The sequence below is a fragment of the Ruegeria sp. AD5 genome (genome assembly GCF_056542345.1).
Map to the genome: position 1 here is coordinate 14,418 of NZ_JBQFZR010000006.1, position 25,234 is coordinate 39,651.

Annotated in this window: 19 protein-coding genes and 2 pseudogenes; 9 read left to right on the top strand and 12 right to left on the bottom strand. The window is 50.3% G+C overall.

Going from position 1 to position 25,234, the window contains the following annotated elements:
• The first annotated feature begins 1 nt into the window (after window position 1).
• The 3 genes from ACR0JG_RS19280 to ACR0JG_RS19290 are packed head-to-tail and all read left to right on the top strand — an operon-like array spanning window position 2 to window position 4,487.
• Entirely contained in the window at window positions 2–916 is a 915-nt protein-coding gene (locus tag ACR0JG_RS19280) for an amino acid--[acyl-carrier-protein] ligase (RefSeq protein WP_480572019.1), read from the top strand.
• On the top strand, window positions 913–1,893 hold the full coding sequence (locus tag ACR0JG_RS19285) for a DUF1839 family protein (protein ID WP_480572021.1): 981 nt from the start codon (window positions 913–915) through the stop codon (window positions 1,891–1,893). The genes ACR0JG_RS19280 and ACR0JG_RS19285 overlap by 4 nt, the downstream gene beginning before the upstream one ends.
• Window positions 1,890–4,487 (top strand): glycoside hydrolase family 2 protein, encoded by a 2,598-nt coding sequence (locus tag ACR0JG_RS19290; protein WP_480572024.1) that lies wholly within the window; start codon window positions 1,890–1,892, stop codon window positions 4,485–4,487. Before ACR0JG_RS19285 ends, ACR0JG_RS19290 begins: the two co-directional genes overlap by 4 nt.
• A gap of 72 nt (window positions 4,488–4,559) precedes the next feature.
• Here the strand turns inward: ACR0JG_RS19290 and ACR0JG_RS19295 are convergent, their stop codons facing one another.
• On the bottom strand, window positions 4,560–5,273 hold the full coding sequence (locus tag ACR0JG_RS19295; RefSeq protein ID WP_480572027.1) for a WbqC family protein: 714 nt from the start codon (window positions 5,271–5,273) through the stop codon (window positions 4,560–4,562).
• Window positions 5,274–5,983: 710 nt separating this feature from the next.
• On the opposite strand from ACR0JG_RS19295, the gene ACR0JG_RS19300 reads away from it, so the two are divergent.
• The 3 genes from ACR0JG_RS19300 to ACR0JG_RS19310 are packed head-to-tail and all read left to right on the top strand — an operon-like array spanning window position 5,984 to window position 9,467.
• Window positions 5,984–6,610: a DUF4956 domain-containing protein gene (locus ACR0JG_RS19300; RefSeq protein ID WP_480572030.1), complete on the top strand. Its 627-nt coding sequence runs from the start codon at window positions 5,984–5,986 to the stop codon at window positions 6,608–6,610.
• Complete coding sequence (locus ACR0JG_RS19305; protein ID WP_480572033.1) at window positions 6,610–8,877, top strand: hypothetical protein; 2,268 nt, start codon at window positions 6,610–6,612, stop codon at window positions 8,875–8,877. Before ACR0JG_RS19300 ends, ACR0JG_RS19305 begins: the two co-directional genes overlap by 1 nt.
• Entirely contained in the window at window positions 8,874–9,467 is a 594-nt protein-coding gene (locus ACR0JG_RS19310; protein ID WP_480572036.1) for a VTC domain-containing protein, read from the top strand. The genes ACR0JG_RS19305 and ACR0JG_RS19310 overlap by 4 nt, the downstream gene beginning before the upstream one ends.
• Before the next feature lie 12 nt (window positions 9,468–9,479).
• Here ACR0JG_RS19310 and ACR0JG_RS19315 read toward each other — a convergent pair whose 3' ends face one another.
• Both ACR0JG_RS19315 and ACR0JG_RS19320 read right to left on the bottom strand, forming a co-directional pair.
• Window positions 9,480–11,456, bottom strand: coding sequence for an acyltransferase family protein (locus ACR0JG_RS19315; RefSeq protein ID WP_480572039.1), 1,977 nt, complete (start codon window positions 11,454–11,456; stop codon window positions 9,480–9,482).
• An 864-nt stretch (window positions 11,457–12,320) separates the two neighbouring features.
• The gene (locus tag ACR0JG_RS19320) at window positions 12,321–13,286 is read right to left on the bottom strand and encodes a replication initiator protein A (RefSeq protein WP_480572043.1); all 966 of its coding nucleotides are present in this window, start codon (window positions 13,284–13,286) and stop codon (window positions 12,321–12,323) included.
• Between the two features lie 432 nt (window positions 13,287–13,718).
• Here ACR0JG_RS19320 and ACR0JG_RS19325 point away from each other — a divergent pair, with 432 nt between their 5' ends.
• The gene (locus tag ACR0JG_RS19325) at window positions 13,719–15,113 is read left to right on the top strand and encodes an AAA family ATPase (RefSeq protein WP_480572046.1); all 1,395 of its coding nucleotides are present in this window, start codon (window positions 13,719–13,721) and stop codon (window positions 15,111–15,113) included.
• A 255-nt stretch (window positions 15,114–15,368) separates the two neighbouring features.
• Here the strand turns inward: ACR0JG_RS19325 and ACR0JG_RS19330 are convergent, their stop codons facing one another.
• Window positions 15,369–16,100, bottom strand: a complete 732-nt coding sequence (locus ACR0JG_RS19330) for a metallophosphoesterase (protein ID WP_480572049.1) — start codon at window positions 16,098–16,100, stop codon at window positions 15,369–15,371.
• Between the two features lie 455 nt (window positions 16,101–16,555).
• Between ACR0JG_RS19330 and ACR0JG_RS19335 the strand changes: the two are divergent.
• Window positions 16,556–16,771, top strand: a pseudogene (locus tag ACR0JG_RS19335) (integrase core domain-containing protein); the annotation flags it as partial.
• Between the two features lie 135 nt (window positions 16,772–16,906).
• On the top strand, window positions 16,907–17,680 hold the full coding sequence (locus tag ACR0JG_RS19340) for an extensin-like domain-containing protein (protein ID WP_480572052.1): 774 nt from the start codon (window positions 16,907–16,909) through the stop codon (window positions 17,678–17,680).
• A gap of 374 nt (window positions 17,681–18,054) precedes the next feature.
• On the opposite strand, the gene ACR0JG_RS19345 is transcribed toward ACR0JG_RS19340, so the two are convergent.
• From ACR0JG_RS19345 to ACR0JG_RS19380, 8 genes and pseudogenes are all read right to left on the bottom strand, one after another.
• Window positions 18,055–19,584 carry a hypothetical protein gene (locus ACR0JG_RS19345; RefSeq protein ID WP_480572055.1) on the bottom strand — a complete coding sequence of 510 codons (1,530 nt, stop codon included), beginning with the start codon at window positions 19,582–19,584 and terminating at the stop codon, window positions 18,055–18,057.
• 106 nt (window positions 19,585–19,690) lie between these two features.
• Window positions 19,691–20,428: an SDR family oxidoreductase gene (locus tag ACR0JG_RS19350; RefSeq protein ID WP_480572058.1), complete on the bottom strand. Its 738-nt coding sequence runs from the start codon at window positions 20,426–20,428 to the stop codon at window positions 19,691–19,693.
• The gene (locus ACR0JG_RS19355) at window positions 20,425–21,750 is read right to left on the bottom strand and encodes an FAD-binding oxidoreductase (RefSeq protein ID WP_480572061.1); all 1,326 of its coding nucleotides are present in this window, start codon (window positions 21,748–21,750) and stop codon (window positions 20,425–20,427) included. The genes ACR0JG_RS19350 and ACR0JG_RS19355 overlap by 4 nt, the downstream gene beginning before the upstream one ends.
• Window positions 21,747–22,169, bottom strand: coding sequence for a GtrA family protein (locus ACR0JG_RS19360; RefSeq protein WP_480572064.1), 423 nt, complete (start codon window positions 22,167–22,169; stop codon window positions 21,747–21,749). Before ACR0JG_RS19360 ends, ACR0JG_RS19355 begins: the two co-directional genes overlap by 4 nt.
• On the bottom strand, window positions 22,166–23,584 hold the full coding sequence (locus ACR0JG_RS19365) for a UbiA family prenyltransferase (RefSeq protein ID WP_480572067.1): 1,419 nt from the start codon (window positions 23,582–23,584) through the stop codon (window positions 22,166–22,168). Before ACR0JG_RS19365 ends, ACR0JG_RS19360 begins: the two co-directional genes overlap by 4 nt.
• A 153-nt stretch (window positions 23,585–23,737) precedes the next feature.
• Window positions 23,738–24,105, bottom strand: a pseudogene (locus tag ACR0JG_RS19370) (transposase family protein); the annotation flags it as partial.
• A 69-nt stretch (window positions 24,106–24,174) separates the two neighbouring features.
• Complete coding sequence (locus ACR0JG_RS19375; RefSeq protein ID WP_480572070.1) at window positions 24,175–24,726, bottom strand: AAA family ATPase; 552 nt, start codon at window positions 24,724–24,726, stop codon at window positions 24,175–24,177.
• Between the two features lie 93 nt (window positions 24,727–24,819).
• Window positions 24,820–25,206: a VanZ family protein gene (locus ACR0JG_RS19380; protein WP_480572073.1), complete on the bottom strand. Its 387-nt coding sequence runs from the start codon at window positions 25,204–25,206 to the stop codon at window positions 24,820–24,822.
• Window positions 25,207–25,234: the final 28 nt, after the last annotated feature.

Below are 25,234 nucleotides of genomic sequence, written 5' to 3' on the forward strand. Positions count from 1 at the left end.
AATGAATAGAGTAATGCCTCAGCGCGATTTTTTCGATTGTCTTGTTGCGGCCGGGCATATCGTTCCTACTGGGGTCAAAGGATATTATGGACGCGGAGAGGTGTTCGAAGACGTCGCAACGCGCTTCGCAGCACTGGTGGGCTCCTACTCGAGTGCAGACGGCGCCGAGCGCCTCAGCTTCCCACCGATGATTCCACGTTCGACGCTGGAACGGACAGGTTATTTGGAATCGATGCCCCACCTTGCGGGCTTCATTCATTGCTTCTGCGGCGATAACAGCGCGCATCTAACGTTGACCGAAAGAATGAGAATGAGTCAGAATTGGGATGACTTGGTGGAAATGAGTGATCTGGCAATGAGCCCGGCTGCTTGCTATCCACTGTACCCAACCTGCGCTGGACAGTTGGATCCCAACGGTCGCTTTGTGGATCTTTCGAGTCCTTACGTCTTCCGGCGCGAACCGTCTGACGACCCAGCGCGAATGCAATCGTTCCGTCAACGGGAACTGGTTCGTCTAGGCAGCCCGGAGCAAGTTCAGGAGTGGCGTTCACTCTGGCTTGAACGCGCACAGGCGCTTCTGGGCGGTCTCGGCTTAGATATCCAAGTTGACGAGGCATCGGATCCGTTCTTCGGACGCTCTGGCAAAATGATGGCGGTGTCGCAACGGCAGCAGCAGCTGAAATTCGAGATAAGCGTTGAAATAACCGTCGAAGAAGAACGAACTGCTATCAGTTCTTTCAACTATCACCGGGACCACTTCGGAAGGACTTTCGGAATCTATACACATGATGGCGAGGTTGCCCATACCGCCTGCCTAGGATTCGGAATTGAACGGACCGTTTTAGCACTGCTGAGAGCCCATGGGATGGATCCTCGTGAATGGCCGGCCGAAGTGCAGAAACAGCTTTGGAAATGAAGGATCTCGAAGTGCGACTGGATCCTGACGCTTACGACTCATTTAGTCGGCAATACTGCAGCGTAAACTGGCCCGAAACGAACTGCTACACCGATGTGTACATCAGTATGTTGAACGGCCTTGGATTGGACGCATTCGCGTGTATGGCTTTCACCTTGGCAAGCGATTTTGAAGGTGACCACTTCACGTTTTTCAAACCGCCACTATCGGATATGAGAACCCTTTACGGCCTCAACGTTCAGGAATTGACGCTCTGGCGCCCGCTCATCGATCACGTCGAGGAACATGTGAATGCGGGGCGTATTGTTTGTCCCGAGGTAGACTCTTTCTACCTCCCGGATACCCGCGCAACAGACTATCGAAGGGCACATGTAAAGACCACAATTGGCATCACGTCGATCGATAGGGAGACCAAGGCTCTCAGCTACTTTCACAACGCCGGGCACTTTCGCCTGCATGAGGAGGACTACGATGGTATTTTTCGGATCGGCCGAGATGGTCCGGCTGATTATCTGCCCCCCTATTGCGAATTGCTTGACCTCGATCGATTGACAATCCGTCCTACCGCACAGCTCGTCGAGCTTTCCCGCGAACTGGCTAGACAGTATCTGTCGTATCGACCTGAAAGAAATCCAATGCGGGCACTCGGTACCAGACTGAGCGATGATCTAGCCTGGCTGGCCGAGGGGGACTTGGAAAAGTACCACCTGTATGTATTCGCAACTTTGCGTCAGTGCGGCGCCAATTTCGATCTCACAGCACAGTATTTGCGCTGGCTCTCAAATGGCGGGGTTTCGGGTCTCTCTGAACCGGCAGAGCATTTCGTTGCCTTGTCCAACACCGCGAAAACCTGTGTTCTGAAACTTGCCAGGATCGTCAATACCCGCAAAGTCAGGGATCTATCGGCCAATATCACCGAACTGGAGGAGCATTGGGCGCGCGGGATGGACAAACTGGCGAGCGCCTTGACACCATGACCACAATCTCAGAGGTCGACTACGTTGACAGTTCAGCGCGTGCCTCGAGCGATGTACAGATCACGCTTGAGCACTGGCGCTGGCTCCAGACGGAACCTGGCGAAGTGACCGAACCGGGCGCCGCGGTCCTTTGCGAAGGCTGGATGCCAGCGCTTGCAGCTGGCACTGCAGGTGCGGCCGCAACTCAGAACGGCTTTGACGTTCATTCGGAATCTTACAATCTTGACGCATACGATCATTGGTTCCAATGCACATTCACCATCGACTCAGAACCGGACGCCCCCCACTCCCTGACCTTCGAGGGTTTAGCAACAGTCGCAGAGGTTTGGCTGGACGAGCAATCAATCCTCAAGAGCACGTCGATGTTTCAACCCCGTTGCCTTCGTCTGAGCAATCTTGCACCAGGACAACACCGTCTCCTCATCAGATGTGAAGCGCTGGAACCTATGCTCCAAGCAAAACAACCTAGGCCCCGATGGAAGACACGCTTGGTGCGCCATCAGAATTTTCGCCTGTTTCGGACGTCTTGTATTGGTCGTATGCCAGGCTGGTCGCCAGTTGCTCAGCCCGTTGGACCATTTCGGCCGGTCACGCTCACAACTCATCACGGTCCTCAAGTCAGCGACTTGAGTTTGGTGACGTCGTACTCTCTAGAGCGGGAGCAAGGCGAGTTGCACCTGCGAATGGGGCTGGACGAGCAGGAAGCTCCACAGTCGGCCCTGTTGCGAGTCGCAGGCCTTGAGCTGAACTGCAAAGTGGTCACGTCCAAAAGTCATAGGGTCAGCATCGAACTGGCTTCAGAAATTCAAGGTGTTCGACCGTGGTACCCCAGCACCCATGGTGAACCGGTTCTCTACCCGGCAAGCGTCCTTCTCCAATTTACTCACCGGGCCATTGAAGTCGATCTTGGGAAAGTGGGTTTCCGCCACATCGAAGTCAGCAAAGGCCCCGATGGAGATGATTTCCTTTTTATCATCAACGGGACAGAGATATTCTGCAGAGGTGCCAACTGGATCACTCCCGATCTCCAACACCATGGAGGAACTCGGGAAGAATATCGACGCCTTCTCACGCTTGCTCGGGACGCCGGGATGAACATGCTGAGAATCTCGGGAACCACGGCGTACGAAACCAAGGACTTCTACGAACTATGCGATGAGCTCGGGCTTTTAGTTTGGCAGGATTTCATGTTTGCAAACATGGACTATCCCTTCGCTGACGAAGCCTTTGCTGCTGTTGTAGAAACAGAAGTTAAAACGCAGATGAGGCGCATTTGCAGGCATCCGTCCCTTGCAATTATTTGCGGCGGAAGCGAGGTCTACCAGCAAGGCGCCATGATGGGCTTGCCGGAAGAGACTTGGCAAGGTCAATTCTTCAAAGAGCACCTGCCCAGTCTCTGCGCAGAGATCGACCCAAACGTACCCTATTGCGAGAACAGTCCGAGTGGCGGTGCGCTGCCATTCCACACAGATTGGGGCGTGTCACACTATTTTGGAGTCGGAGCCTATCTCCGTCCTTTCGGAGATGAGCGCCTCAACGAGCCGAGATTTGCCGCTGAGTGCTTGGCCTTCTCCATCCCACCCGATACCGCGCCTCTCCTAACCTTGCTAGGCAACAGAGCGCCCGGGCACGATCCAAAATATAAAGAGAGAGTCCCGCGTGATGCAGGATCGGGTTGGGACTTCGCAGACGTGTCCGATCATTACCTGGAAGAACTGTTTGGTATCAGCGCGCGTGACCTGCGCTATAGCGACCCGGATCGTTATCTATACCTGAGCAGGATCACCGTCGGAGAGGTGATGATGCGCGTGCTTTCGAGCTGGCGCCGCGACGAGGCTCGGTGCCGCGGAGCGCTCATATGGCTTTTCAAAGATCTCTGGCTCGGCTCGGGGTGGGGGCTCGTGGACTCGATAGGCGACCCCAAGGCGCCGTATCACTACATCAAGAGGGTAATGTCACCCATTTCTGTATTCTTCAGTGATGAGGGTCTGAATGGTCTTGATGTTTATGTGATCAATGACGGACCGGAAGACCTGTGTGGACAGCTCGATCTCGAGGCGTTCGACCACGAGGACCGTCGTATTAAACAGGTTACTTTAAACCTCCGTGTCGCTGCCAGATCAAGGTTCCGGGAGAATTTCGAGCGCCTGGTCGGTCACTCTTTCGATCCAACGTTCAGCTACCGTTTTGGCCCGAATCGGATTGCCTTAATTGCAGCCCGGTTAACCGTCGCCGAAGCACGTGATAGCCTGGCTGACGACCGAACCATTCACGCACATTATTTTCCCGCCGGTTTCCAACAAATCACGAGATCGGACACGGGTCTGAGGGGCACTGCTTTTGCAGATTCTAGCGGGAACTGGAAAGTCCGGGTGCACACAAAGAAATTTGCTCAATCTGTTTACATCGACACCAAGGGATTTACTCCAGAGGATAACTATTTTCATATGGCACCAGGGCACGAACGGATCATCAATCTGATATCTTCGTCTGCTCCACGCTCTCCAAACCTCATGAGGTTCAGCGGGCGGCTACGCGCCGCAAACACATCCGCATCCTTCAAAATCAGCATAGACGAACTCAGTACAACCTGACGAACCGACTCAGAAAAAGGGAGGCGACGTCAGCAGATATGCGGTGGCTCCTTTGGAGCGCACACTACCCTGTCAAATTAACTCGTAGCTGTACAGGTGACTTTTAATTTCATCGATAGACTGGTTCATTAATAAATCTATTATTGACAAGGCGGGAACAAATTCTTTCGAATTAATTTGTTCATAGGGAATGAAATTCGGCTTAATGAATTTTAGATTTACCCCCCTGTCTTTAAATTGTTCTTTTTCATATAGAAAGCTACCCCCCGCAGAATTAATATACGAGCTGCAATTCAGCTTTCTGGCGATGTGAATCAATCTTTCGCTACGCTCCATCCCTTTCGTATCAGAGAACTGTTTTGATGACTCATATACCTTGCAATCAATATCAAACATTTCAGCAGCGCAAGTGATCGAAAATTTGGCTATCTCGCTTATTGTACTTTTTTCACTGCTGAGAACTTTGTCGACATACTCTACACCGGCATCAAAATACTTTGACTTTGCGTAGGCGTACTCCAGTGTCTTCAGAAATTTTGTTCTGAAACGCTCCAAATTCACTGCTTTTATTTCGTCTATAGTCGTATCTTGCCTAACTTTTGTTACAGGTATGGTAAAAATATTTGGGCCGTCGTTAGTCATTACTCTGTTTCGATTTATCCAACCCTGTTTGATATATTTGACATCATTGTACAGCACAAAATGAGAGGCACATTTCATTAAGTTGAAATAACCAATATAAGGGAAAACATAGGGCTGCATCACGGCAAGAACACCACTACTCAACTTAAAGCCCCCTCGCGGTCAACCCGATTTTATTAGTCTGGATGGGTTGTTACTACATGACTTGCAGGTGGTCCATCTGAATAGTGGTTCCAATGCCGATAATCTATAATCAAACGCACTGCGTGGTCCCTTCGTGTTGGCGTACTTCCTCCAACCTTCAGTGAGGTTTTGCGCTTCTCTGAACAGGTTGGACCTGCTGCGGAATTTCTCCGCTCCTTTAACTTATTAATTGGCCTCAAGGGAGAAATGATATGGCATCGAAACCAAATCTAAAATTCCGCACCAAAGCAATGCGCATGACTATCGTGCCTAGCACTCTCGCCCGGCCGCTCGCGGGTGGGGAATTTTCAATTGCCACTAACAACAGACGCAGTTACAAAAAGTTAACAATGTTGAAGGAGTGCACCCGAGAGGCGCTCTGCGTGACTGTCAATGCCCAGGTTAATACGAACGATTTCTGGACGTCCTGCATCGATTGTTCGTGAAGCACGGCAAGCCTGAGTTTGTTTGGTCCGATAGTGATCCTGAGTTCGAACCTCCGGAAAATCTCCAGCCGGGTGACCCGACAACCGGGAGCAGGTCACTCTACTGGAGAAATCGCAAATTAGCGACGCAGAAACTGAGGCTAGACAGTTGCATTTACATACTTCTTTGGTGCCTATTAGGTATTGCAAAAACATAACCAGTTTCATTGCCCAGGAGGCTCAGCATTGATAACCAGCATTTTGCCAGAGCTGCTTACGGTTTGCTTGCTAATATCAGTTTCTGTTTTTGGTCGTATTGGTCTTGTAATGATCGGACAAGGATGGGTCGCTACGTTTGCTCATACTGCTACTTTAACGACGCTTCCGATCATTACGTTCGTAGTCACAAAAGTGATTTCAGGTAATATTGCTTTGTCGTTGGGTATGATCGGAGCACTGTCAATTGTTCGCTTTAGAAACCCAGTAAAGTCGCCTTTTGAGCTTTCGGTCTATTTTGCGGCAATAACGATGGGCATTGCAGCTTCAGTTTCATTGAAGTGGTTGTTATTCTTCGTATTTGCGATGGGTTTAGCTTTGATAGCATTGATGCTGGCCAGCTCTATCTCGCGGCGAGTGACCGGCAAACCGTTCTTTGAAACATCCTTTAGCGAGGGGAACCGTCTGAGCACCTTGGAGGTCGAAGCCAACGATTCAGTCAAAACCTTGCAGGACAATGAATACCTGATCTCAGAGGCTCGCAGTGGGGGAAACTATTCATATATTTTGGCTTCCAACAATTTTCCCGGACTTCAACACCTCATGGCATCTTTGGAAGGGAATGGCTCGGTCACCGACGCACGTTTGAACAAATAATGTTACATGCTGGTATCAAAAAGCTCTTAGTCTTTGTGTGGGTAGTGACACTTGCTCAAACTGCGAGCGCCAAATGTAATTTTTCAACGTATGCATACCGTGATGAATTGGCCAACCCAGCACAGATTGAACACATAGCCGTTGAAATCAAGAAAAGCCGGAAGTGGTTTAAAAATAGTATATCCATCCTCGCTTCAAGTGGTCTCATCATAGAAGATCAATTCAAGAAGAGGAGAAGCGCAACACTCTACATTAGATATCCTTTTGGCTCATGCGAATATCCTGCAAGAGTCAGACAAAACGGGGATTGGAAAGACCACATCAAACTGTTGCCCGGAGGCAATGTGGTGTCGAGCCTCGATGTTAGGTTGCGGGAAGGCAATATACTGAACGCGGTCCGCTTCAAACTTTTGTTGCCCGAAACAAGGGTAGGTATCAATGAAGTCCTGGCCGCCTTGATACTGCAGGAACTCGGTTACCTGTCCCCGGAAACGTTTCTAGTTTCGGCCAGTATCAACGGTGTTCAGCAACAAATGCTTTTCCAGGAAAATGCCGAGAAAGAGTTGCTTGAAAGACGGAACCGCAGAGAGGGTCCAATTTTTGAAGGAGATGAAAGCCTCCTTTGGGACTTAGACGGTTTTGGAGAATTTGATTTGCAGGATGTCTCGCTCGCGCGGCAATCGAACTCAAAATGGGCTGAAAAGGGCGACACTTCCACACAAATTTCTCTCGACGCCTACTTAAAGCTTCAGGCTGCCTATATGGATTTCTCAGGAAAAGTCGAAAAAGCCGAAAAAAAGGATTACTTCTTTGGACTTGACCTAATGCCTAATACGGGCCTCGACGAGCATATGCTAGAAGACTACGCGCTTATCATACTAGCGATGCATGGCCACCATGCGCTGCGTCCACATAATCGAAAATTCTATTTCAACAGTTTCACACAGACGTTCGAGCCAATCTACTATGACGGCAATATCAGATTTCAGGAACCGGATTATGTTGGGGACCGAGCCACGTTTGAAAAAGCACTAGAACGTTTCATGGCGTTCGCCTCTCCGGAGGTCATTTTGCAAACGTCTGAAAAAATTAAAGCTTTGAAACATGATGCTTCATTCTACAAAAAATTTGTCGACCGTGCAGGTGCAGACAAGAGTGCCGCAGACGCTCTATTCGAAGATGTCCTATCGACAGTTAGTCAAAGATTGCACGTGTATCATGAGGCAATGATGAAGCGCACAACCAACAGCGCTCAAAAGTCTCCAACCGATCCAGATGCGCTGCAAACGCAACTAATCCAACGCACGAAAAATCACGGCTTGGATACGCGTTACCTCCATATAATAGATAGAACCAGCACAGGCTCGTTTCTAGCACGGTCAGTTCTTCATGAAAGTGTGGACGGCAGCTTCGAGTTGTCGCCGGCAGATCTGATCAGCATAATAAGTGAAAATATGCTTGACGGAAAAAGGGTTTCTCTGTTGCCCGAACCGACAACACTAGAAGCAAATTCTCCTAAAATCCTACCGTTTCTCTCAGGACAGATCGTTCTGTCGCATGGCAGTAAAGCTGATATCAACGAAGACGATCGTTCGATAACAATATCACAAGAAGCACCAAACGACTGGGTTTTAATACGTGGCGTTAAACTAGAAAACTGGACTGTCGCCTTTGAAGGCGCACAACAAGACCTCACACTTGTGGAAGGCCAGCGGTTCAATGAATTTGGCCTTACCGGTTGCCTAAACTTCTACGACGTCACATTTGAAGACGTTACGATCTCTGGCCGGAACGGTCAGTGTGAAGACACTGTCAACATTGTATCCTCGAGAGGTTCTCTCAGCGCACTTGCTGTGCAGAACGGTTATTCCGATGCAATCGATATCGATTTTGCCCAGATTACCATCGACCGCCTTAGTGTGACTGACACTGGCAACGATTGCTTCGATGTGTCAAAAGGCGTGTTTGCAGTCAATCAAGCTGTTCTTTCCGGCTGCGGAGACAAAGGCATTTCAGTGGGGGAGGATTCGCTGTTTGCAGCATCTAAGGTTGATGTTCGGAATGCACTGATAGGAGTGTCCTCAAAGGACTTTTCCCGCGTTAGCATCGAACAGTTTTCCGGCGATCAAGTTAAGGTTTGTGCCGAGGCCTTTCAGAAAAAGCAAGAATTTGGCGGCGGTTTTTTACGCATTAATAGCTTCCAATGTGCCGGCGAAGTAAACCACGACCCTGCATCAAATATTGTTTTGAATGAAATTACACAATGAGTTTTCGTAAGGAAAGAAAGTTTAGACTTACGTCCAGTGGCGCAAAAGAGCTCCGAGCAAAACTATCCAATAACGGCATGACGCTTTTGCATCCTGGCCGAAAGATCTCTAGTCAATACTTCGATACACCAGATTTGAGAACCTATTTTGAATCGGAGGAGGGCTGCCATCCGCGATCCAAAATTCGGGTGCGCTGGTACAATGATGATCAATCTCACTTGACGCTGGAGCGGAAGGTCTCATCAGTTGAAGGGCGATTTAAGACAGTCAGTCCTATTCAGCCAGCTGAATTTCAACGGATAAAGAAGGTGGGGTTATTTGATAAGAGCTATGGGAGAATCCTACCCACAGCTCTCATTTCGTATCGGCGTTCCTATTTCCAGTTCCAGCAAATGCGAATTACTTTTGATACCAGTATAGTCTATCAATTTGAGCGGAACGCACAGACGTACCGGGATTTTGAAGAGGTTGTCGAGATAAAAGCGCCGATAAACACTTCCGATGATTTCCTTGAGCGCATTGTGTCAGTTCCCGCGTCTCGGTTTTCAAAATATTCTAGGGCATTTCTTCACGTAGAACACGCCGTCTAGGACTAGGAGTGATCAGTCACCCAACAATAGTCCTATTGCTGTGGCAATGGGTTTGGAACCAGGGTAGCTTAAATGATTTGCATCTGTATACAATGGAAGTCCATCGCTGTTCGAAATTGGGCAAATCCCTTCAGCACACATTATTAAAAATGGATCAACTACATCGAGCCCATACTGCTCAACAACTCTAAGCAGGATTTCCCTGGCTTCACCTGCTCGCCGATGATAGTCAAGTTCCGTTAAGGCCAGAGAATTGGGGGCTTTCCCCAAAAGAAGAAGTTTAACAACTGTGGCTGCTACATCGTGCTCGTGCTCAGGTACTGGTAATACTATTATTACCCTTTTGTTTTGGGCTACCAGATCGCTGACAGTGCGGTTTACCGCCATTTCAAAGTAGAATGAGTTTTTTGAAACATCCGCCAGAGAGTGGTTTAAATTCCCATCCTCACTATAGACATAACCTGCAGGTGCTTCTGCTTCCTTCCACCTTTTTCCAGCAGTATAGTTTGCCCACTCAGCGTGGAGAATGACGGTTTTTATCGTAGGCGCAGACAGTATCCGGGAAATCGCCGCCCTAGTTTTACCCAGACAGTTTCTTTTCCAAATCGGATAATTTGTTGCAAAATTTATAAGTGGAGCGCACCAGTCGCCTGTATAAGTTACCGCTGATAACCCTAGTCTATTTAACTCCTCTGACAGACTGTCAGATAACCGTGACGCATGACTATCGCCAACAATTGCAATGGAGACCTCGTTGTCATGGCTTCCAAGCCTGCAAACCTCTTGCGATATGTTAATTTCCTTCCAATCACTGTGACAGCTCGCGCTGTCGCCACGACTGACGTTGAGGGCAGCTAAGTATTTTTCGTCTACTCGCCATTCGAACCCGTTGTGAATATACCCAACCAATCCAACAGCAACAAAGACTGCTCCGACAATTCCGCTGGCCGCAAACACACTACGCTGCGTGACAAGAATTGGGTTTGCTCTTTTTCTGAATGGCTGTTCAATCCAATACCAAGTCGCCCAGGCCAGCAGCAAAGATGCGGCAGCAAGTGCCGCCATCAACGGAAGACTTGGCTCAGTTAAGCTGCGTATGCGGGCAAAGGCGAATAGCGGTTGGTGCCACAAATAGGCGCTGTAAGATATCAATCCAATGCTTACAAAGCCGCGCAACGACAGGATACGTGCAACAATAGTACCTTCTGCAGCAAACAGAATAACTAGCATTGTACCTACAACCGGCGCGAGCGTGTATGCACTGGGGAAAGGTGTATTTGCGTCGTAAACAAAGATGGACAAAATAATGAGCGCCAAACCCGTTGTGCTCAGAAGATCGCTCGATCGTTGCGCATTGCCTACTGTCAAAAATGCACAGATAGATCCCGCCAGCAGCTCCCAAGCTCGTGTCGGAGCGAGATAGAAATTTGGAATGGGTGCATTTCTCCAGCCCCATTCTGCCAACAGGAAGCTGATAGCTGCTACAGTAACGACAATCCAAAACACGCGTTGCCGACCAAATCGCCATAGCATCAATAGGAAAATCGGGAATAGGAGGTAGTATTGCTCTTCTACCGCCAAGCTCCACGTGTGCAACAGTGGTTTCAACTCCGCTGCAGGTGCAAAATAGTTGCTCTGCTGCCAGAATAGAATATTTGAACAGAAGAAAACAACCGCTACCAAACTCTGAGCGAAGTCCTTTAACTGCGATGGAAACATCCACATATACGCAAAAGGCAAACAGGCGAACATAACAAAAAATAGGGCGGGCAAAATCCTACGTGCACGACGTTCGTAGAAATGCGCTATCGAGAATTTCTCTTGTTCAAGCTCAATAATCAGTATGCTTGTGATAAGGTAGCCACTGATTACGAAGAATACATCGACACCTACATATCCGCCACTGAACACAGCAAATCCAGCATGGTATAGTATTACCGGCAAAACGGCTACTGCTCGCAGCCCATCAATCTCTCGTCTATATTGCACGGATCAGTAACGCCATTTACCAAACAGTTGAGCCGGTTTAAAAATTGTAATTAAGAACTGAATCCACCCAGTTGGCAAGTAGGGTCAGGATACATTGGTTTTCGCGGTGGCGTTGCGTTTGAAGCTTTCACCGGCAACAGGTGACAGGTGTCAATCCGACGGACGGGTCAGATCAGAACGCAGTATACTTCGAGTTGGCATGCTGTTTCGTTTCCGAGCTTTCGCCGAAAAGCTTAGGTGTAATTTGCATCAGTAGAATGAGGAACACCGCAGCCGTGCCAAACGCAGCACCCAATAAAAGACCCGGAACAAAGCTAAACGAGTAAGCGAACCACAGAGCGAAGCTTGCTATCCAGCCTACTACTGCTCCAGTTAGAAGCGCTGCCATGATCACGGACCTTTTTTGTACGCAAATTCTGCCTCATCTGAAGTTGTATGATATTTTTTGGTCTTTTTGATCCTCAATTAAGTCAATGACACTAAATGGCAGTTTTCCGCTTGACTACGGTGATAAATACCTCTGGCACTGATCACTAGAGACCAGATCAACTGCCGAGCGTCGGCCCCCCGGGCTCAAAGGTTGGAGGCCCGTATCAGCCCGGAATTCGTCCTTCCGTTTCAGTTCCATAGTTCGTCTCTTTTGCTACAGTAGCTGCTATCAAAGGGGCGGCATCAAACCGCGACACGTCCACACCAGACCTTAAACAATGCGGCCACCGTTAACGGAACACCATTAGAGAAACCTCAAATCAGAGGCACCTAAACAACGATGCAAAACTATTAAACTAGCTAAAAGCATCTTCTCGACTGCCCGCCCAATGCTGAACGCATTTGGAAAGAACACCAGAAATCGCAAAGCTTTGGCTAAAGAATCTTTTTGCGCAACCAGCCTAGGAAAGCTGCATCTGCATATCTTGGTGGGCGACGTGCCGCGAAATGCCGCCATTCTGCCTCCAGTGCATAGACGTCAGCGCCTGGCGCTAGCTTGCGGGCTTCGTCAAGCGTCTCCGGCGCCAGCATAAGACCCCGCCCGTCATCTATCACCATGTCGCGGCGCGAAACGGCGATGATGTCACCCTGCTCTTCCGTAAGCTGATACTCGGGCAAGCTGTCGCGGGAAATAATATCACGCAGCATGGCACGAAAGACGCGGCGAGGGCTGACAGAGCCTGATTTTTTCAAGAGCACCTCTACAGAGACGCGCCAGCTCTGCTGCTGTCCGCAATGCTTGCGTGCTAGTGCATAAAGTCGCCGCTCCAACGGTTTGCGCAACCCGAAATACGCGCGGCTGAGGGTCAGCACCGAACGCGCTTTGACCGCTCGAAAAATCCATTCGGACAGTGTGACGGAGACCGCTACCATCCGCCCGGCCCGGGTCTTGCGCACGATTTCCCAGCTTTCGATGAGACCGAAACCCGTCGTAACCTCGGTGTCGCCTGTGCGGATGTTGGTGGTGATACGGGTACCCGCGAGCCGCTCAAAGGCCTCTTTGAGACGCCTGTAGGCATCGCCGCTGGTCTCCCGCCCAGTCGCAAGCATCAGGTCATGCGCCGTCAGTGTCAGCCGTCTGGACACCGATTTCCCCGCATTGAGCGCCGCCATCAGCTGGCTGATGCAAAAGATCAAGATATCCGCATCAAAGATCGTGGCGCGCCCCCGAACCGAAGGTGTCACCGTCACCGTCACATCGTTATGGACATAATTAAGGATACGACGGTCGGGACGGGTCGACAGCGAAAAAAGTGGATGCTCCAGCGAGGCCAGATCGTGTTTCGGACTGGCCCCAAAAAAATCGCATACAAAAAAATCGCCCACTGCTGCGGATGTCATATTTTTTACTCATCTGCCTCACGACCCGTGTTCAGGATCAAGCTTCTAACGTCCCCTTCTGGGGATTCGTGGTTTTAGTGACACCCAACTTATCCACAGGCCGTCGCGCCGCCTAGTGGGTTTCACGCAAAGATCGGGGGATCAGAGTCGGTCTTTCGGGGTATTGGAGTCATTCTTTCGGGTTTTCGGAGTCGGTTGAGCCCTAATCGACGATTGAATTTCCTTCTAAATCAGTAACTTAAAAAAAGCCAATTTTCTTTAACTATATATAACAAAATACTAACGAGAGATTTGTGGCCTCAGCGCACCAAAAAAATCGTATCGCCTCCGCAAAACCCTTATTTTCTTAGAAAAGTAAGCGAGAAACGGATAAAACTTCCATGTTACACCTTTTGTGTTACATTGAGCAAAACACAAAACATAGAAGTGCCGATGAGCAGCGACAGCCCCGTTCCCTATCACGGAATTTCCCCTGATCAGGCGTTAGAAGCGCTTGGGCATCCTTTGACCACTGAAAGCATTGCAACCATTGCAAAAGCCTGCAGGCGCGGGAGTGATGACCTCACCGCACGCGGCCTGGGTGAAACAAAACGGAAAACCTTGCGTCGGTTCTCCACCTGGGAAATTACAAAATATCTCATTCCCGTAGCTCCCGCCCATCTTCGCCGGGTGCTGCGTCAGAATCCAGATCTGACGCAGGGGTGGACAGAATCCGAAGGCGGAGCCAAATGGTTCACCTTCGATGAAGTGCTACGCCTGCGTGCACATTTTGCCTCCGAAGGGGTCAAGACCCGTGGCTACTTGCCCTACCGCCCCAAGGGATTGCCGTCCAAGATCGTTTCGGTTGCCAACTTTAAAGGTGGTGTGGGCAAGACTTCTACGGCAGCACATCTAGCCATGTCCGCCGCTCTGGATGGCTACAAGGTTCTGGTGGTGGACCTTGACAGCCAGGGGTCGGTGACCTCGATTTTTGGTGGTCGCGTTGCGGATGAGTGGCACACCGTCTTTCCGGTGCTGGCTCGTCACTACGGAGAGCATTTGCGGCGCGAAAACCAGAGACGTCTTGATCGCGGAGAAAATCCCTTACCCCTCGATGACACGGTGGCGCAGGCCATGGAGAGGCGCGTTCAAGATCTGGTGCAGAGTACCCACTGGCCCAACATCGACCTGCTGGGCGCTCAGCTCGATCTCTACTGGGCAGAGTTTCAGGTGCCCGCATGGCGCATGCAGGCCCGATCATGGAAGCTCTGGCATGCGCTCTCAGAGCGCCTGCAGGCCGACGGGGCGCTGGACAGCTATGATCTGGTGGTACTCGATACGCCTCCTGCCCTTGGGTATCTCACGATCAACGCTCTGGCCGCCGCCGATATCTTGCTGGTGCCGACAGGGGCCTCTTTTCTCGAGTTCCAGAGTACTGGACGGTTCTTTGATATGCTGCACGCAACCTTTACCAGCATCGAAGAGGAGGAGAATATTGCGGCTCGTGCGCTTGGACATACGGGACTCCGTTTCGAATGGGACGCGGTGCGCGCAGTGGTTACTCGCTACGATGGGGCACAGCAGGCGGAGTTCTCGGCTCTTATGCAAGCCTACCTTGGTACGGCGCTTTCACCCTATCGCCAGGATTTTACCGCTCTCATCGGCCAGGCAAGCGAGCAAGTATCCGCCGTCTACGAGGCCGATTACCGTGATTTTAATCGCGAGACCTATGCAAAGGGACGTCAAACCTTTGACGAAACCTATGCAGGGGTCAAAAAGCTGATCATGGGGGCTTGGCGGCGCGACGAGCTGGCGATGCAGGCAAGCAAAGAGAAAGCCCACGGCTAAACGAAAACGGCTTGGGTTATCCGCAAGAACCAAAGCCGGCTTCCTAGAGACGAATTTGGTCTATCCTGAGGCCATGAGCTGCATGCCTATTGCCAAAGTTGCATAAGATACATCAACCAGCGCAACCTTGATGAGATGAACTGCGCGATGACGGGGGCTGAGGGGCCCATGGTGCTGGGTGAAGGTAATTAGTTCATTCAAGCAACGCAGCTACGCTGGGCGGCTTTGAAGCCTCACTGTCACAATCTTTAGTGCTCAACCAACAACGTTGAAACTGACACCACCATGAAAAATATTGGCAACGCAAAGCTGTCCGGTCGCGTAGGCACCAGTATCGATCGAGATAATACCTTTTTCCGCAACTGGGTTACTAACGATGGTATGACCATGAACGATCCATAAACCGTCCTCTCGCATGACCTTTCCGAAGTCATGATGACCCCAGATAAAATTGTGTTTGTCTTGTAGGTCGATTTTTTGCTTTGGGTCAGCTCCGGCATGTACGACGGTGACATTGCCGTTTTGATACTGGTAGAGCAGGTTGCGCAACCAGAAGATTTGCTCTGGCCCCATCGCTTTGCGAAGAGCATCTCGTACAGCTTCCAGTCTGTTTGGATCGCAGGTTTCCGTCACGTTCGAAACACCAAAGCTAGCCAATGTTTGTAAACCACCATAGCGCAGCCATCTAGAGCCATTCGCAAGTGGATTTTCTAGAAATGCCAACAGCATCTCCTCGTGATTTCCCATGAGAAAATGAGAGTTGGGGCGACCAATAAGTCTACGCAAAACACCTGCGCTATCTTCACCACGGTCGATATAGTCCCCGACGAAAACAACCTGGGAGGCCTCAGGCAGTTGCAACAGCACACGTTCCAACAGATCGGAACGACCGTGGATATCACCGATTGCATAGAACTGATGTTCTGGCTCTATCGGCCGAGATACTTGATATTTCTCTCGCCGCTTGGCGGTCCAGGCTTTCAACATCTTTTGCTCCAATCCATCGCAATGAAAGTGCTCAGATTCTGCACGCCAAGTAAGCAGTGTCTGCGACAAGATCAATCGGTTGAAAACGTATCTTTTTTCATGCTCTGAACGAGCCCAATGCCTACTATCGTACCCATGCAGCTTAGGTTTCTTTTACAAAAATTGAAGTCGATAATAACCAACTCAGGACTTGTGTCGGGACTAAGCTGTCACGGTTCCCTTAATTTCAGGATATCCACAGGTCGCCTAGTGTAGGCCATCAGCATCCATGGAACAGAATAGGTTGATTGCGTAGCGGAGGATTTCAGGCTCATCGTAACCATCAGAGAGTGGAAATGAGAGTGAAATCCGGTAATTCGTGATACAGTCCAGAAATTAAAGGCACAATAAGGCACTGATTTAAAAAACCTTTTTGAGCCAGCGCCCAGTAATTAAGGGTACAGTGACAGCTAAGATCACCTTGGAAAAACGGATATTGCGAAAGCTTCAACGGGAGGATGAGGGATGAACTGCTCAACGGCGAGATCTTCTACAGCTTGCGCGAGGTTCAAATTCTGATCGAACAATGGAGGAAACACTACAATAAGAAGAGACCGCATAGTGCTTTGGGTTATCATCCACCAGCCCCAGAAACCATCATCTCGATGGAACTGAGGCCAATCATGCACTAACAATCAATTTGGATCAGCCAGATCAGGCTGCTCAAGAGTCCGAACGGACTCGCACATATTATTGTCGGATACCGTCAATCTTCAGAAACTTGCAGCAGGGCGTTTTTTCGGGCTCAAAAGGTATATTGCTGGTCAATGCGGGTATTTTTTCCATTGTTTATCTTTTGCGCAAGTATCGCGAACGCGGCTCCCGACTGCGAGGAAGGCGCGAATGGGCGACTGCAAGAGGTAGTAGAGTACGAACTACCAAAAGATCCTGAAATGAACTCCGAGGAAGGGGCCATAGCTGCCAACCCGAAACGAGATTTAACAATTTCTCCAAGGCCACGCTTACGGCCATGCAAGTTTCGCCAATTCGAAGTTGGACGCAAAAAGATGCGCGAACGTGGAGTAGTTTGTGGCGATTGGACCATCATCGGTGAAAACCGCAAGCCGATTAAAGGGCGACTTCGGGGATGCGGCATTGCCGAACCTGTTCGCATCCGCATTGTGTCTGAAATCTTGCTCAGCCAGTTGGCGCTAATGGATTGCGAGACCGCCGTTACCTTGAAGACATGGTTGGAGAATACAGCAAAACCGGCCTTTGCGGATCAGGGAGGTGGACTGAAGGGCCTGCGTTTATCCGGCCACTACGCTTGCAAAACCCAAAACAATCAACCTGGTGCTCGTCTTTCGGCACATGCTTACGGGCGTGCCATAGACATATCGTCATTCATACTCATGGATGGCACTGTGATTACTGTTCAAGAAGGATGGACGAACAAAGAGACAAGCACAGTTATGCGCGAACTTCACGCCGGCGCTTGCGGATTGTTCGGTACGGTACTCGGGCCCGATGCCGACCGATTTCACAAAGGGCACTTCCACTTTGATACGACACATCGACGCAGCGGACCCTATTGCCGATAACCGCCGCTATCTTATAGTTGCTCTATTTCTCGCACCAAACACACATGCTCATTGATGGCCTTCCTCATCTCTTGCCCCTGCGCATTCGTGTGTCGGTGCGGGTCAAGCTTGCCCCTACCTTTCGGTCGCCCCTGAGGCGCTGCCTCCGCCCGACCTTTCTGTCGGATCGCAATGCCCATCGGGCTCCCGTGGCTAGCGAAAGCTTCAATCGCAAGGCCGCCGCCCGTCCGCTTAACCCTTCCTCAATCAATCTCTGAAACCGCGCCCGAAGGGCTTCCGGCAAAGGTGCTGACATGATCCATCCTCCCAATCAGGGTGAATCACAAAATCAGCTTGTTGGGAATTCCCGCGATTCTGGTTTTGGGCGGCGCGCTTTAGTCATTTGATTTTATATACCAGTCCCAAGGCACCTGGGACAGAACCTTGCAATCTACCTCTGAAACAGGGTCGCTGCACTCAAGCAGCATGTTAGGTGTTAAGGTCAAGACAACCGAAGACGCATATTCAGGTTGACCAGATTTAAAATCCGCGGTGCTGATTAAATGGATGCTGGGCAATCCGAGATATTGAGATGCCAAAAAGTTTTGCGCGTTTCCGATCATGCTGCGCGTTGGGCGGCTGAATGCGGAATAATAGGGTTCAACGTCATTTGTTTTGTCTAGGATAAAAATTTCCTTTACGTGAGAGTACATGGAAAGGTTGTTTTCAATCCCTGTATAAAAGGCTGTCGATGTTGTGCTCTCCTTGACCATATAGTTCGCCTTTGATTTGATGGCGGTGACATTCACGATGACAAGCATGAGACCAGCTGTAAGGGCTACGGCACGTCTATAAAACCTGACGTCAGAACAGAGATGCCAAAGTCCTATCCCAATAAATGCAAATAGAAATGGAAGAGATGAGTACAAATATAGCTCGCCAACTTTTTGTGTAAGCAAGGTGGGACTTAAGGCGATATAGGCTAGTAGCAAGAAAAGAAGCGGTAATACCCACCCGCGATTTCTCGTAAATTCTCGAACACCAACATAGATGGCAATCCAGAAAGAAAACGAAAGAAAAACAAAAAACGCGACTTCTAAGTAGTCCTGTCTATGCAATGCAAGAACTATATCAAACTTAGAAAATGGAAAGAACAATCCCGCAGTGACTAAGCCAATATTTTTAATGATATTCAATCCAATTGAAAGAGAATATCGATCTGAAGAAATTTCACCGACGGCGTTCGCTCGGTAAAAGAAAAAATAGGCAAGAAAGACCAAAAGAAACGGCAAGAATATTTTAAAAACGTTAGTCATCTTTTGGCGATTAGTCCCGCTTGGATCGCGCCAAACTTGATATACAACGACTAAAAAAAGAGCAGGGACATATCCGACGCCACCTTCTTTACTCAATATCGAAAAAAGAAATGCAACCAAACTGAGAGAATAAGCTTTGGCAGTATCGGAGCTCTGGATCGCCAGGCAAACCAGAACGATTGAAAGTAGGCCGAAAAGGCTCGCAAAAACTTGCGAAATTGTATCAATATTTCCGAGCGGGTAGACCGCAGCTTGGCAGATAAGCGTAAAAAAAGCGGCAATGAGAGATGCTTCTCGATTGTCTGTAAGTATTAGGCAAAAGTAAAAAGTAGTAATTGAATAAAGTATGTGGCCAAGAAGATTAAAGATATGCAGAAAGAGAGGATCATCTCCCCAGATTGATTGCGATATATAGATTACAAAAGATTCTATGGGGCGCAGGAATCCCGTCCTGTTTGCTTCCGAAAATGTACGCCACCAAGGGCCTTCTAGGCGCAAAAATTCAAAATCATCTCCGAAATACCCTACTTGGAACGTGCTCCAGAACAACGTAAACCCCAGAGCAAAAAAAACGGGCACAAAAACTATCTCGTTTGTGAGATAGCTCATAATACTATTCCGGTTCTGGATTGCCCGCATTGAATGCTCCTTTTTTATATTCGAGAAAGTTTTTCTTTTGTTCGCTCGCGATCGTTGAGAATTATTTTTTTCTCAGCTAAATACTCATCTTTTTGAATTTTTTCTCTGGTATGCTTCGAATAATTGCCATGATTGTTTTCCAGATAGCTCGCACATAGATGATGTCCCGCTTGTTCGCGACCGCGCGAGCAATGGCCAATCCTATTTCTCTCGGTTGTGCAGTCAATTTTGGGGGCAAATCCATGCCTTCGGTCATTTGAGTGGCGACGAATCCTGGGAGTACGGTTACGACATGCACGCCCTTTTTAGAAAGCCGGTTGCGCAGGCCTGATAAAAACGCTGTGAAACCAGCCTTGGCAGAGCCGTATACGTAGTTTGTGGCACGACCTCGTTCCCCTGCGACGGAGCTGATGCCGACGAGAGTGCCGTGGCCGCGATCTTCGAAGCGGTTTGCGAGCACCGCGAGGATGCTGGCGGGTCCCTCGTAGTTGCTGCGCATCACGAGGGTTGCGGCGTCCAAATCATGTTCGTTTTCTGACTGTTCGCCCATCAACCCAACAGCGCAGACTGCAATTTCCGGCAACTCTGGTAGCTGATCAATGAACGAGGCATGAGACTGGATGTCTAGCGCGTCGAACTCATGCAGGGTGACGTTCACGCCATGCCGGAGCGCGATGTCGGATTGGTCGGATTCGAGCGTCTTGGCTCTGCGTGCAGCAAGTTGAATTGGATGGCCAAGGGCGGCAAAGGCATGGGCCGTGGCTTTGCCGATGTCAGAACGCGCGCCCAGGATGAGGACGGTGGGCTTCGTCATAGGGCGAGCCTTTCTGATTGTGCTGAGGTAAAACTTTCTTGCCAGGCGCAATCTTTGCGCTGCGTACGAAATGCTCCGATCCTTTTGTCCGAGGCGGCAAAGGTTTCGGCGGACATACGGCTGTCCTTGGCAAGATAGAAGCGCCCGCCATGCTCAAGCGTTATCTGGTCAAGCTCGTTGAGCAGTGCGAGCGTTTTTGCGTTGATCGGGAAATCAAGGCAAAGCGTGTAGCCTTCCATCGGGAAAGAAAACACGCTGTCTTGCACACCAAAGCGTTTCAGGACTGCTAGAAATGACCCAGCGCCTGCTTTTGAGATTGCTTTGAGGAGTTCTGACAGACCTTCTTCAGAAGCATCAAGCGGCAATACGCACTGAAATTGTGCAAAGCCCTTGCGCCCGTAGATGCGGTTCCACTGCAAGATGGCGTCGAGTGGGTAGAAATACGTATCCCAATCGACAATTTGCGGCCCAGTCTTTCGAGCTCCCGCCCAATAATAGAGCGCATTGAAAGCGCGTACTGTGATCGGATTTAGAGCGAATCCCGGGAAATCAAAGGGCACGGTGCGCTTTGTTTTCTGGGGCACTTCGAAAGGTGCTTTGATCTGTATTTCGGAAAGGTCACTCAGGCCGGCATGTTCGCCAAGCATGACCAAGGAGCGACCCAGATCCGCCCCTCTGGCAAGGCAATCGATCCATGCAACGGAATAGGTGGCGTCGTGGTTAGCCTCAAATACACCCATGGCTGCTTTCAGGTTCGGCGCTGGGTGTGTGCTTTGCCGTATCCAGGCCGTTTCGACAGGCTGCAACCGGATCGCGGCCTGTGTGATGATCCCAGTGAGACCCATCCCGCCAACGGTGTGTTCAAAAAGAACGGGGTTTTCTGTGCGACTGCAGCGTTTGATCGCACCAGCAGCCCCCATAACGTCTACCCAATCGACACAGGTGCGGAAGCTGCCATCTTTGTGGTGGTTCTTGCCGTGCACATCCGCTGCGATGGCCCCGCCGAGCGTCACGAACTTGGTACCAGGTGTGATCTGGGGAAACCATCCCCGCGGCAAAAACGCGGTGATGATGTCACCAAGCAAGACGCCGGGCTCTGCTATCAACTGACCGGCGTCAGAATCGAATGCCAACATGCGATTGAGGTGCCGCGTCTCCAAGGTAGCGGCGTTGTTGATGGCGCTGTCGCCGTAGGCTCGTCCATTGCCGCGCGCGATCACACTAGGCTCCGAGCGCACCACGTCCTGAAGCGCAGCAATGCTGCGCGGTGCATGCACACTGGCCTCTAGTATCGGATAGCGCCCCCATCCTGACAACATCATGTCGGCACCTCCAAACGACTGTCGGTGAATACAAATAGTCGATCTAGGTTGTATTTGACGATATAGCCAATGCTCAGACCAATCACCGCACCAAGTTCCCGCATGATATCCGTTTGCCAGATCAGCCAGAAGGCAGTCTCAGTACCCCAGAAGATCATTGTCGTAATTAATCCCATGGCGGTGTAGAGCGAGAATTTCTGCCCGTGGGCCCTCACGCCAGTGCCGAGATCGTAGAATATCCACCTCTTGTCGAGGATGTACTTGATGACCAAGCCAACCAAGGTTCCAGCCCCTATGGCCAAAGCAAAAGTCATCCCATCACTACCTTGGGTCAGCACCAATCGCTGGACACCCAAATTCGCGATGGTAGCCATCATCGCGAATGCAGCATATCTGAAAATCAATACTCGCAGGGTCACAGCGCAGCTCCTGCCACAACAAAAGCAAGTATGAACAAGAAACATACCTGGCTGACCCGATCCTTTGCCGCATAGACAACCGGATCGTCATGCATCGCCCCGCGATGCGCGAGCATGACAGTGCGCGTGATCCAATAAATCAGGATGGCGCATACGCCCCACAACGCCTCGGGGTGTGCATAGAGTTGCATAACGGCTGGGGAGCTCACATAAAGTGCCATCACCAAAACAGCGACATATCCGGCACTGATGGAAACCATCGAAATGATTGGCAGATCGTCCACATGATAACCGCGACCTGAGGTTTTGAGCTTGCCTTGCTTAACGTTATCGACCAGCTCTGCCTGGCGCTTGACCGCCGCAAGGGACAAGAAAAAGAAGACCGAAAATGCAAGGAGCCACACGGACAGCGGTATATCCGTAGCGACCGCACCCGCCACGAGGCGCACCGTATAAAGCCCGGCAAGAACACAGATATCAACTACGACGCGCCGTTTCAGATATAGCGAATATCCGGTGGTCAGTGCGTAGTACCCAACCATCACACCGAAGAAGGCTGGCCCCAGAACGGCGGCAGTCATAGCTCCCAAACCCAACAGGCCCGCAGCCATCCATGTGCCAGAGGCAATTGGAATGCTGCCAGAGGCAAAGGGCCTAAGGCGCTTGCGCGGATGGGCGCGATCCGCATTGAGATCGAGAAGATCGTTCAGCACATAAACACTGGAGGCGACCAGACTGAACGAGATGAAAGCGAGCAATGAGGCAAAAAGACTGGCCCCATTGATTTGGTGTGCGGCCAGCATGGGCAGGAACACTAAGACATTCTTCATCCACTGATGGGGCCGAATGGCTTTGAGATAGGCAGCAATCGTTGGCGAATGGGTCGCAAGATGCTCGATCTCACCTGCAACTTGGGTGGCACGCGTCTTCATTGTGTCGGACAGGTTGACCGTGATTGCCTGTTTCGCGTGCTTCCAAACGGCGAGATCAGCTTCGGAGTCACCCATGTAAGCAAATTGCTTTTCGCCATAGGTCTCGATCAGAAATTGTGCCTTGCGCTCCCCTTTGAGGTTCTTCACGCCGTCTGATCCATGAACCTCATCAAAGAGCTTGAGGTGCGCCCCAATTTCCTGTGCGATTTTGTCGTCTGAAGCTGTGACCAAGGCCGTGCGCCCACCCGCTTCACGCCAAGACTTAATGTAATTGACCACCTCGGCATCATAGGGAAGCGTTGTCACATCGACTTGTGCCGCCTGGGCAAGATACCGCTTCAAGGCTGCTTTACCTTGCGACAGCGCCAATACAGATCGGAATGGACTGCGCCAGTCCCGACTGAAAGCCGACCAGAAACTCTCGAATAGAGCATCGCTTTTCAGAAGCGTGTGATCCAGATCAACAACAAGAGTTTCGCGCATAAAAAGACTTAGAAAAGACAGTTTCAGACAAGATTAACTCTGCTTTATCCACAAAAGCAGGTTATGCCACCACTGAAAAATGATCTAGGCGGGCATTTAGCATGACAAGAAAGCGCAACCAAAAAAACACGACAAGTGGCCTAGAGTAAGAATCTATAGCCAATAACTGACGGTTGCTAGGGAGATTGCAGAGAGGAATACCTCGGGGCAACGGTCACATCGGGTCGCTACGCGCGCGCAATCCTTGAGCCGACCAGCAAACACGATCTCGGTGCGGTTTCGCCACTTATATCTGCGCTTGTCATATTTGACCGGCGTTGACAAACAGATTAAATAGCTGCCCTTGGCTATCACAGATAGCATGCAGCTTGCCCTTGGCTCTACCGAATCTGGTGGCCCCCTTTTTGCGGCCATATCAGTCGCAGTATGGTGTGCCTTTGGATAGGTCGCGTCAATCATAGCGTCTACTCTTTGTGGTACTCGGCGGCTAGGTCGACCGTAATTCGTGTAGAGATGCCTTCCTAAAACGACCCGCTATGCGGCGCGCATTCGACCTGATCGATTAGGTCTCTACCTGCTGTATCTCTAACTCAGCGAAACCGCTTTTGTAGCGCCAGCTTACCTTTTTGAATACCGGCTGACTGCGCGATGGATTGTCGGGTGAAGACGATCTGGAACTTGTCATGCGGATCGGCTTTGCTGCCGATTTGCTTCAACGCAGCTTCATAAATCCTGAAGGTCACTGTGATAAGATTGTATTCTGCCGACGATCCATCAGACGGGCACAGCACCATGTCGGCAACAGCCATCGCCATCGCGGCCGTCATACTGGGTTCGCCTTTGGTGTCGATCAGCAGGTAGTCAAAGCCCCCCGCCTTTTCTGCTTCAAGAATGTGGGCATAAGCGAGTTTGTCATTCTCCGCATCTTCCTCGGCAAATTGCCCGGCCTCGATTAGAAGCTCATCGGTAGGGATCGGCTCCAGCCCGTTGTTCGGATTCAACCATTCCGAGAGTGTTCCTTGTGAATCCAGATCAAGGATGCGGACACGTTTGCCCTGATGGTGCAAAGCGAAAGCAAAGGCGATGAGCATGGAAGATTTCCCCACCCCGCCCTTGGAGTTTACGGCCGCATAGATTTTCAATTTGGTCTCCGGGTCTGCGCCCGAAAGCCACGCCGCACAGCGGTGTGCCACAACTGGGCTCCCGCTTTCCGATTATCACGCGCTTTGATTGGATTAGTTGTTCTTAAAAGCAAGTTTAAGAAGCCTCACCGCCGTTAAACCCAAGACTATACCAAAAGCATTAAACAACAAATCGATTGTACTGGCTGATCGCCCTACAAATGGTTGCAACAGCTCGATTACGCCGCTCCAAACTAGAGCTACCAACGCAATGCTTAAACCTACATTTTGCTTAACTACCACCAATGGTAAAATCGTCACCGCGTATGCGACTAAATGCATGATTTTGTCTACTACATGTGTAGTATTGTTTGCGCTACCCGGATCAACCACATCACCGGATGGCCAAAGACTTGCAATCGAAATAATAATAAGAATAGCGAAACTAGCTGCGATGCCGAGCGGTGTCGGCCAAGATTGGAAAATCGACCTAGATGTCATCAAGTAACTTGCCTGTCCATAAAACGTT

Coding starts and splice junctions, on each gene's coding strand:
- ACR0JG_RS19280 (WP_480572019.1), top strand. CDS start 2: ATGAATAGAGTAATGCCTCAGCGCGATTTTTTCGATTGTCTTGTTGCG.
- ACR0JG_RS19285 (WP_480572021.1), top strand. CDS start 913: ATGAAGGATCTCGAAGTGCGACTGGATCCTGACGCTTACGACTCATTT.
- ACR0JG_RS19290 (WP_480572024.1), top strand. CDS start 1,890: ATGACCACAATCTCAGAGGTCGACTACGTTGACAGTTCAGCGCGTGCC.
- ACR0JG_RS19305 (WP_480572033.1), top strand. CDS start 6,610: ATGTTACATGCTGGTATCAAAAAGCTCTTAGTCTTTGTGTGGGTAGTG.
- ACR0JG_RS19310 (WP_480572036.1), top strand. CDS start 8,874: ATGAGTTTTCGTAAGGAAAGAAAGTTTAGACTTACGTCCAGTGGCGCA.
- ACR0JG_RS19320 (WP_480572043.1), bottom strand. CDS start 13,286: ATGACATCCGCAGCAGTGGGCGATTTTTTTGTATGCGATTTTTTTGGG.
- ACR0JG_RS19325 (WP_480572046.1), top strand. CDS start 13,719: ATGAGCAGCGACAGCCCCGTTCCCTATCACGGAATTTCCCCTGATCAG.
- ACR0JG_RS19330 (WP_480572049.1), bottom strand. CDS start 16,100: ATGTTGAAAGCCTGGACCGCCAAGCGGCGAGAGAAATATCAAGTATCT.
- ACR0JG_RS19340 (WP_480572052.1), top strand. CDS start 16,907: ATGCGGGTATTTTTTCCATTGTTTATCTTTTGCGCAAGTATCGCGAAC.
- ACR0JG_RS19345 (WP_480572055.1), bottom strand. CDS start 19,584: ATGAGCTATCTCACAAACGAGATAGTTTTTGTGCCCGTTTTTTTTGCT.
- ACR0JG_RS19350 (WP_480572058.1), bottom strand. CDS start 20,428: ATGACGAAGCCCACCGTCCTCATCCTGGGCGCGCGTTCTGACATCGGC.
- ACR0JG_RS19355 (WP_480572061.1), bottom strand. CDS start 21,750: ATGATGTTGTCAGGATGGGGGCGCTATCCGATACTAGAGGCCAGTGTG.
- ACR0JG_RS19365 (WP_480572067.1), bottom strand. CDS start 23,584: ATGCGCGAAACTCTTGTTGTTGATCTGGATCACACGCTTCTGAAAAGC.
- ACR0JG_RS19380 (WP_480572073.1), bottom strand. CDS start 25,206: ATGACATCTAGGTCGATTTTCCAATCTTGGCCGACACCGCTCGGCATC.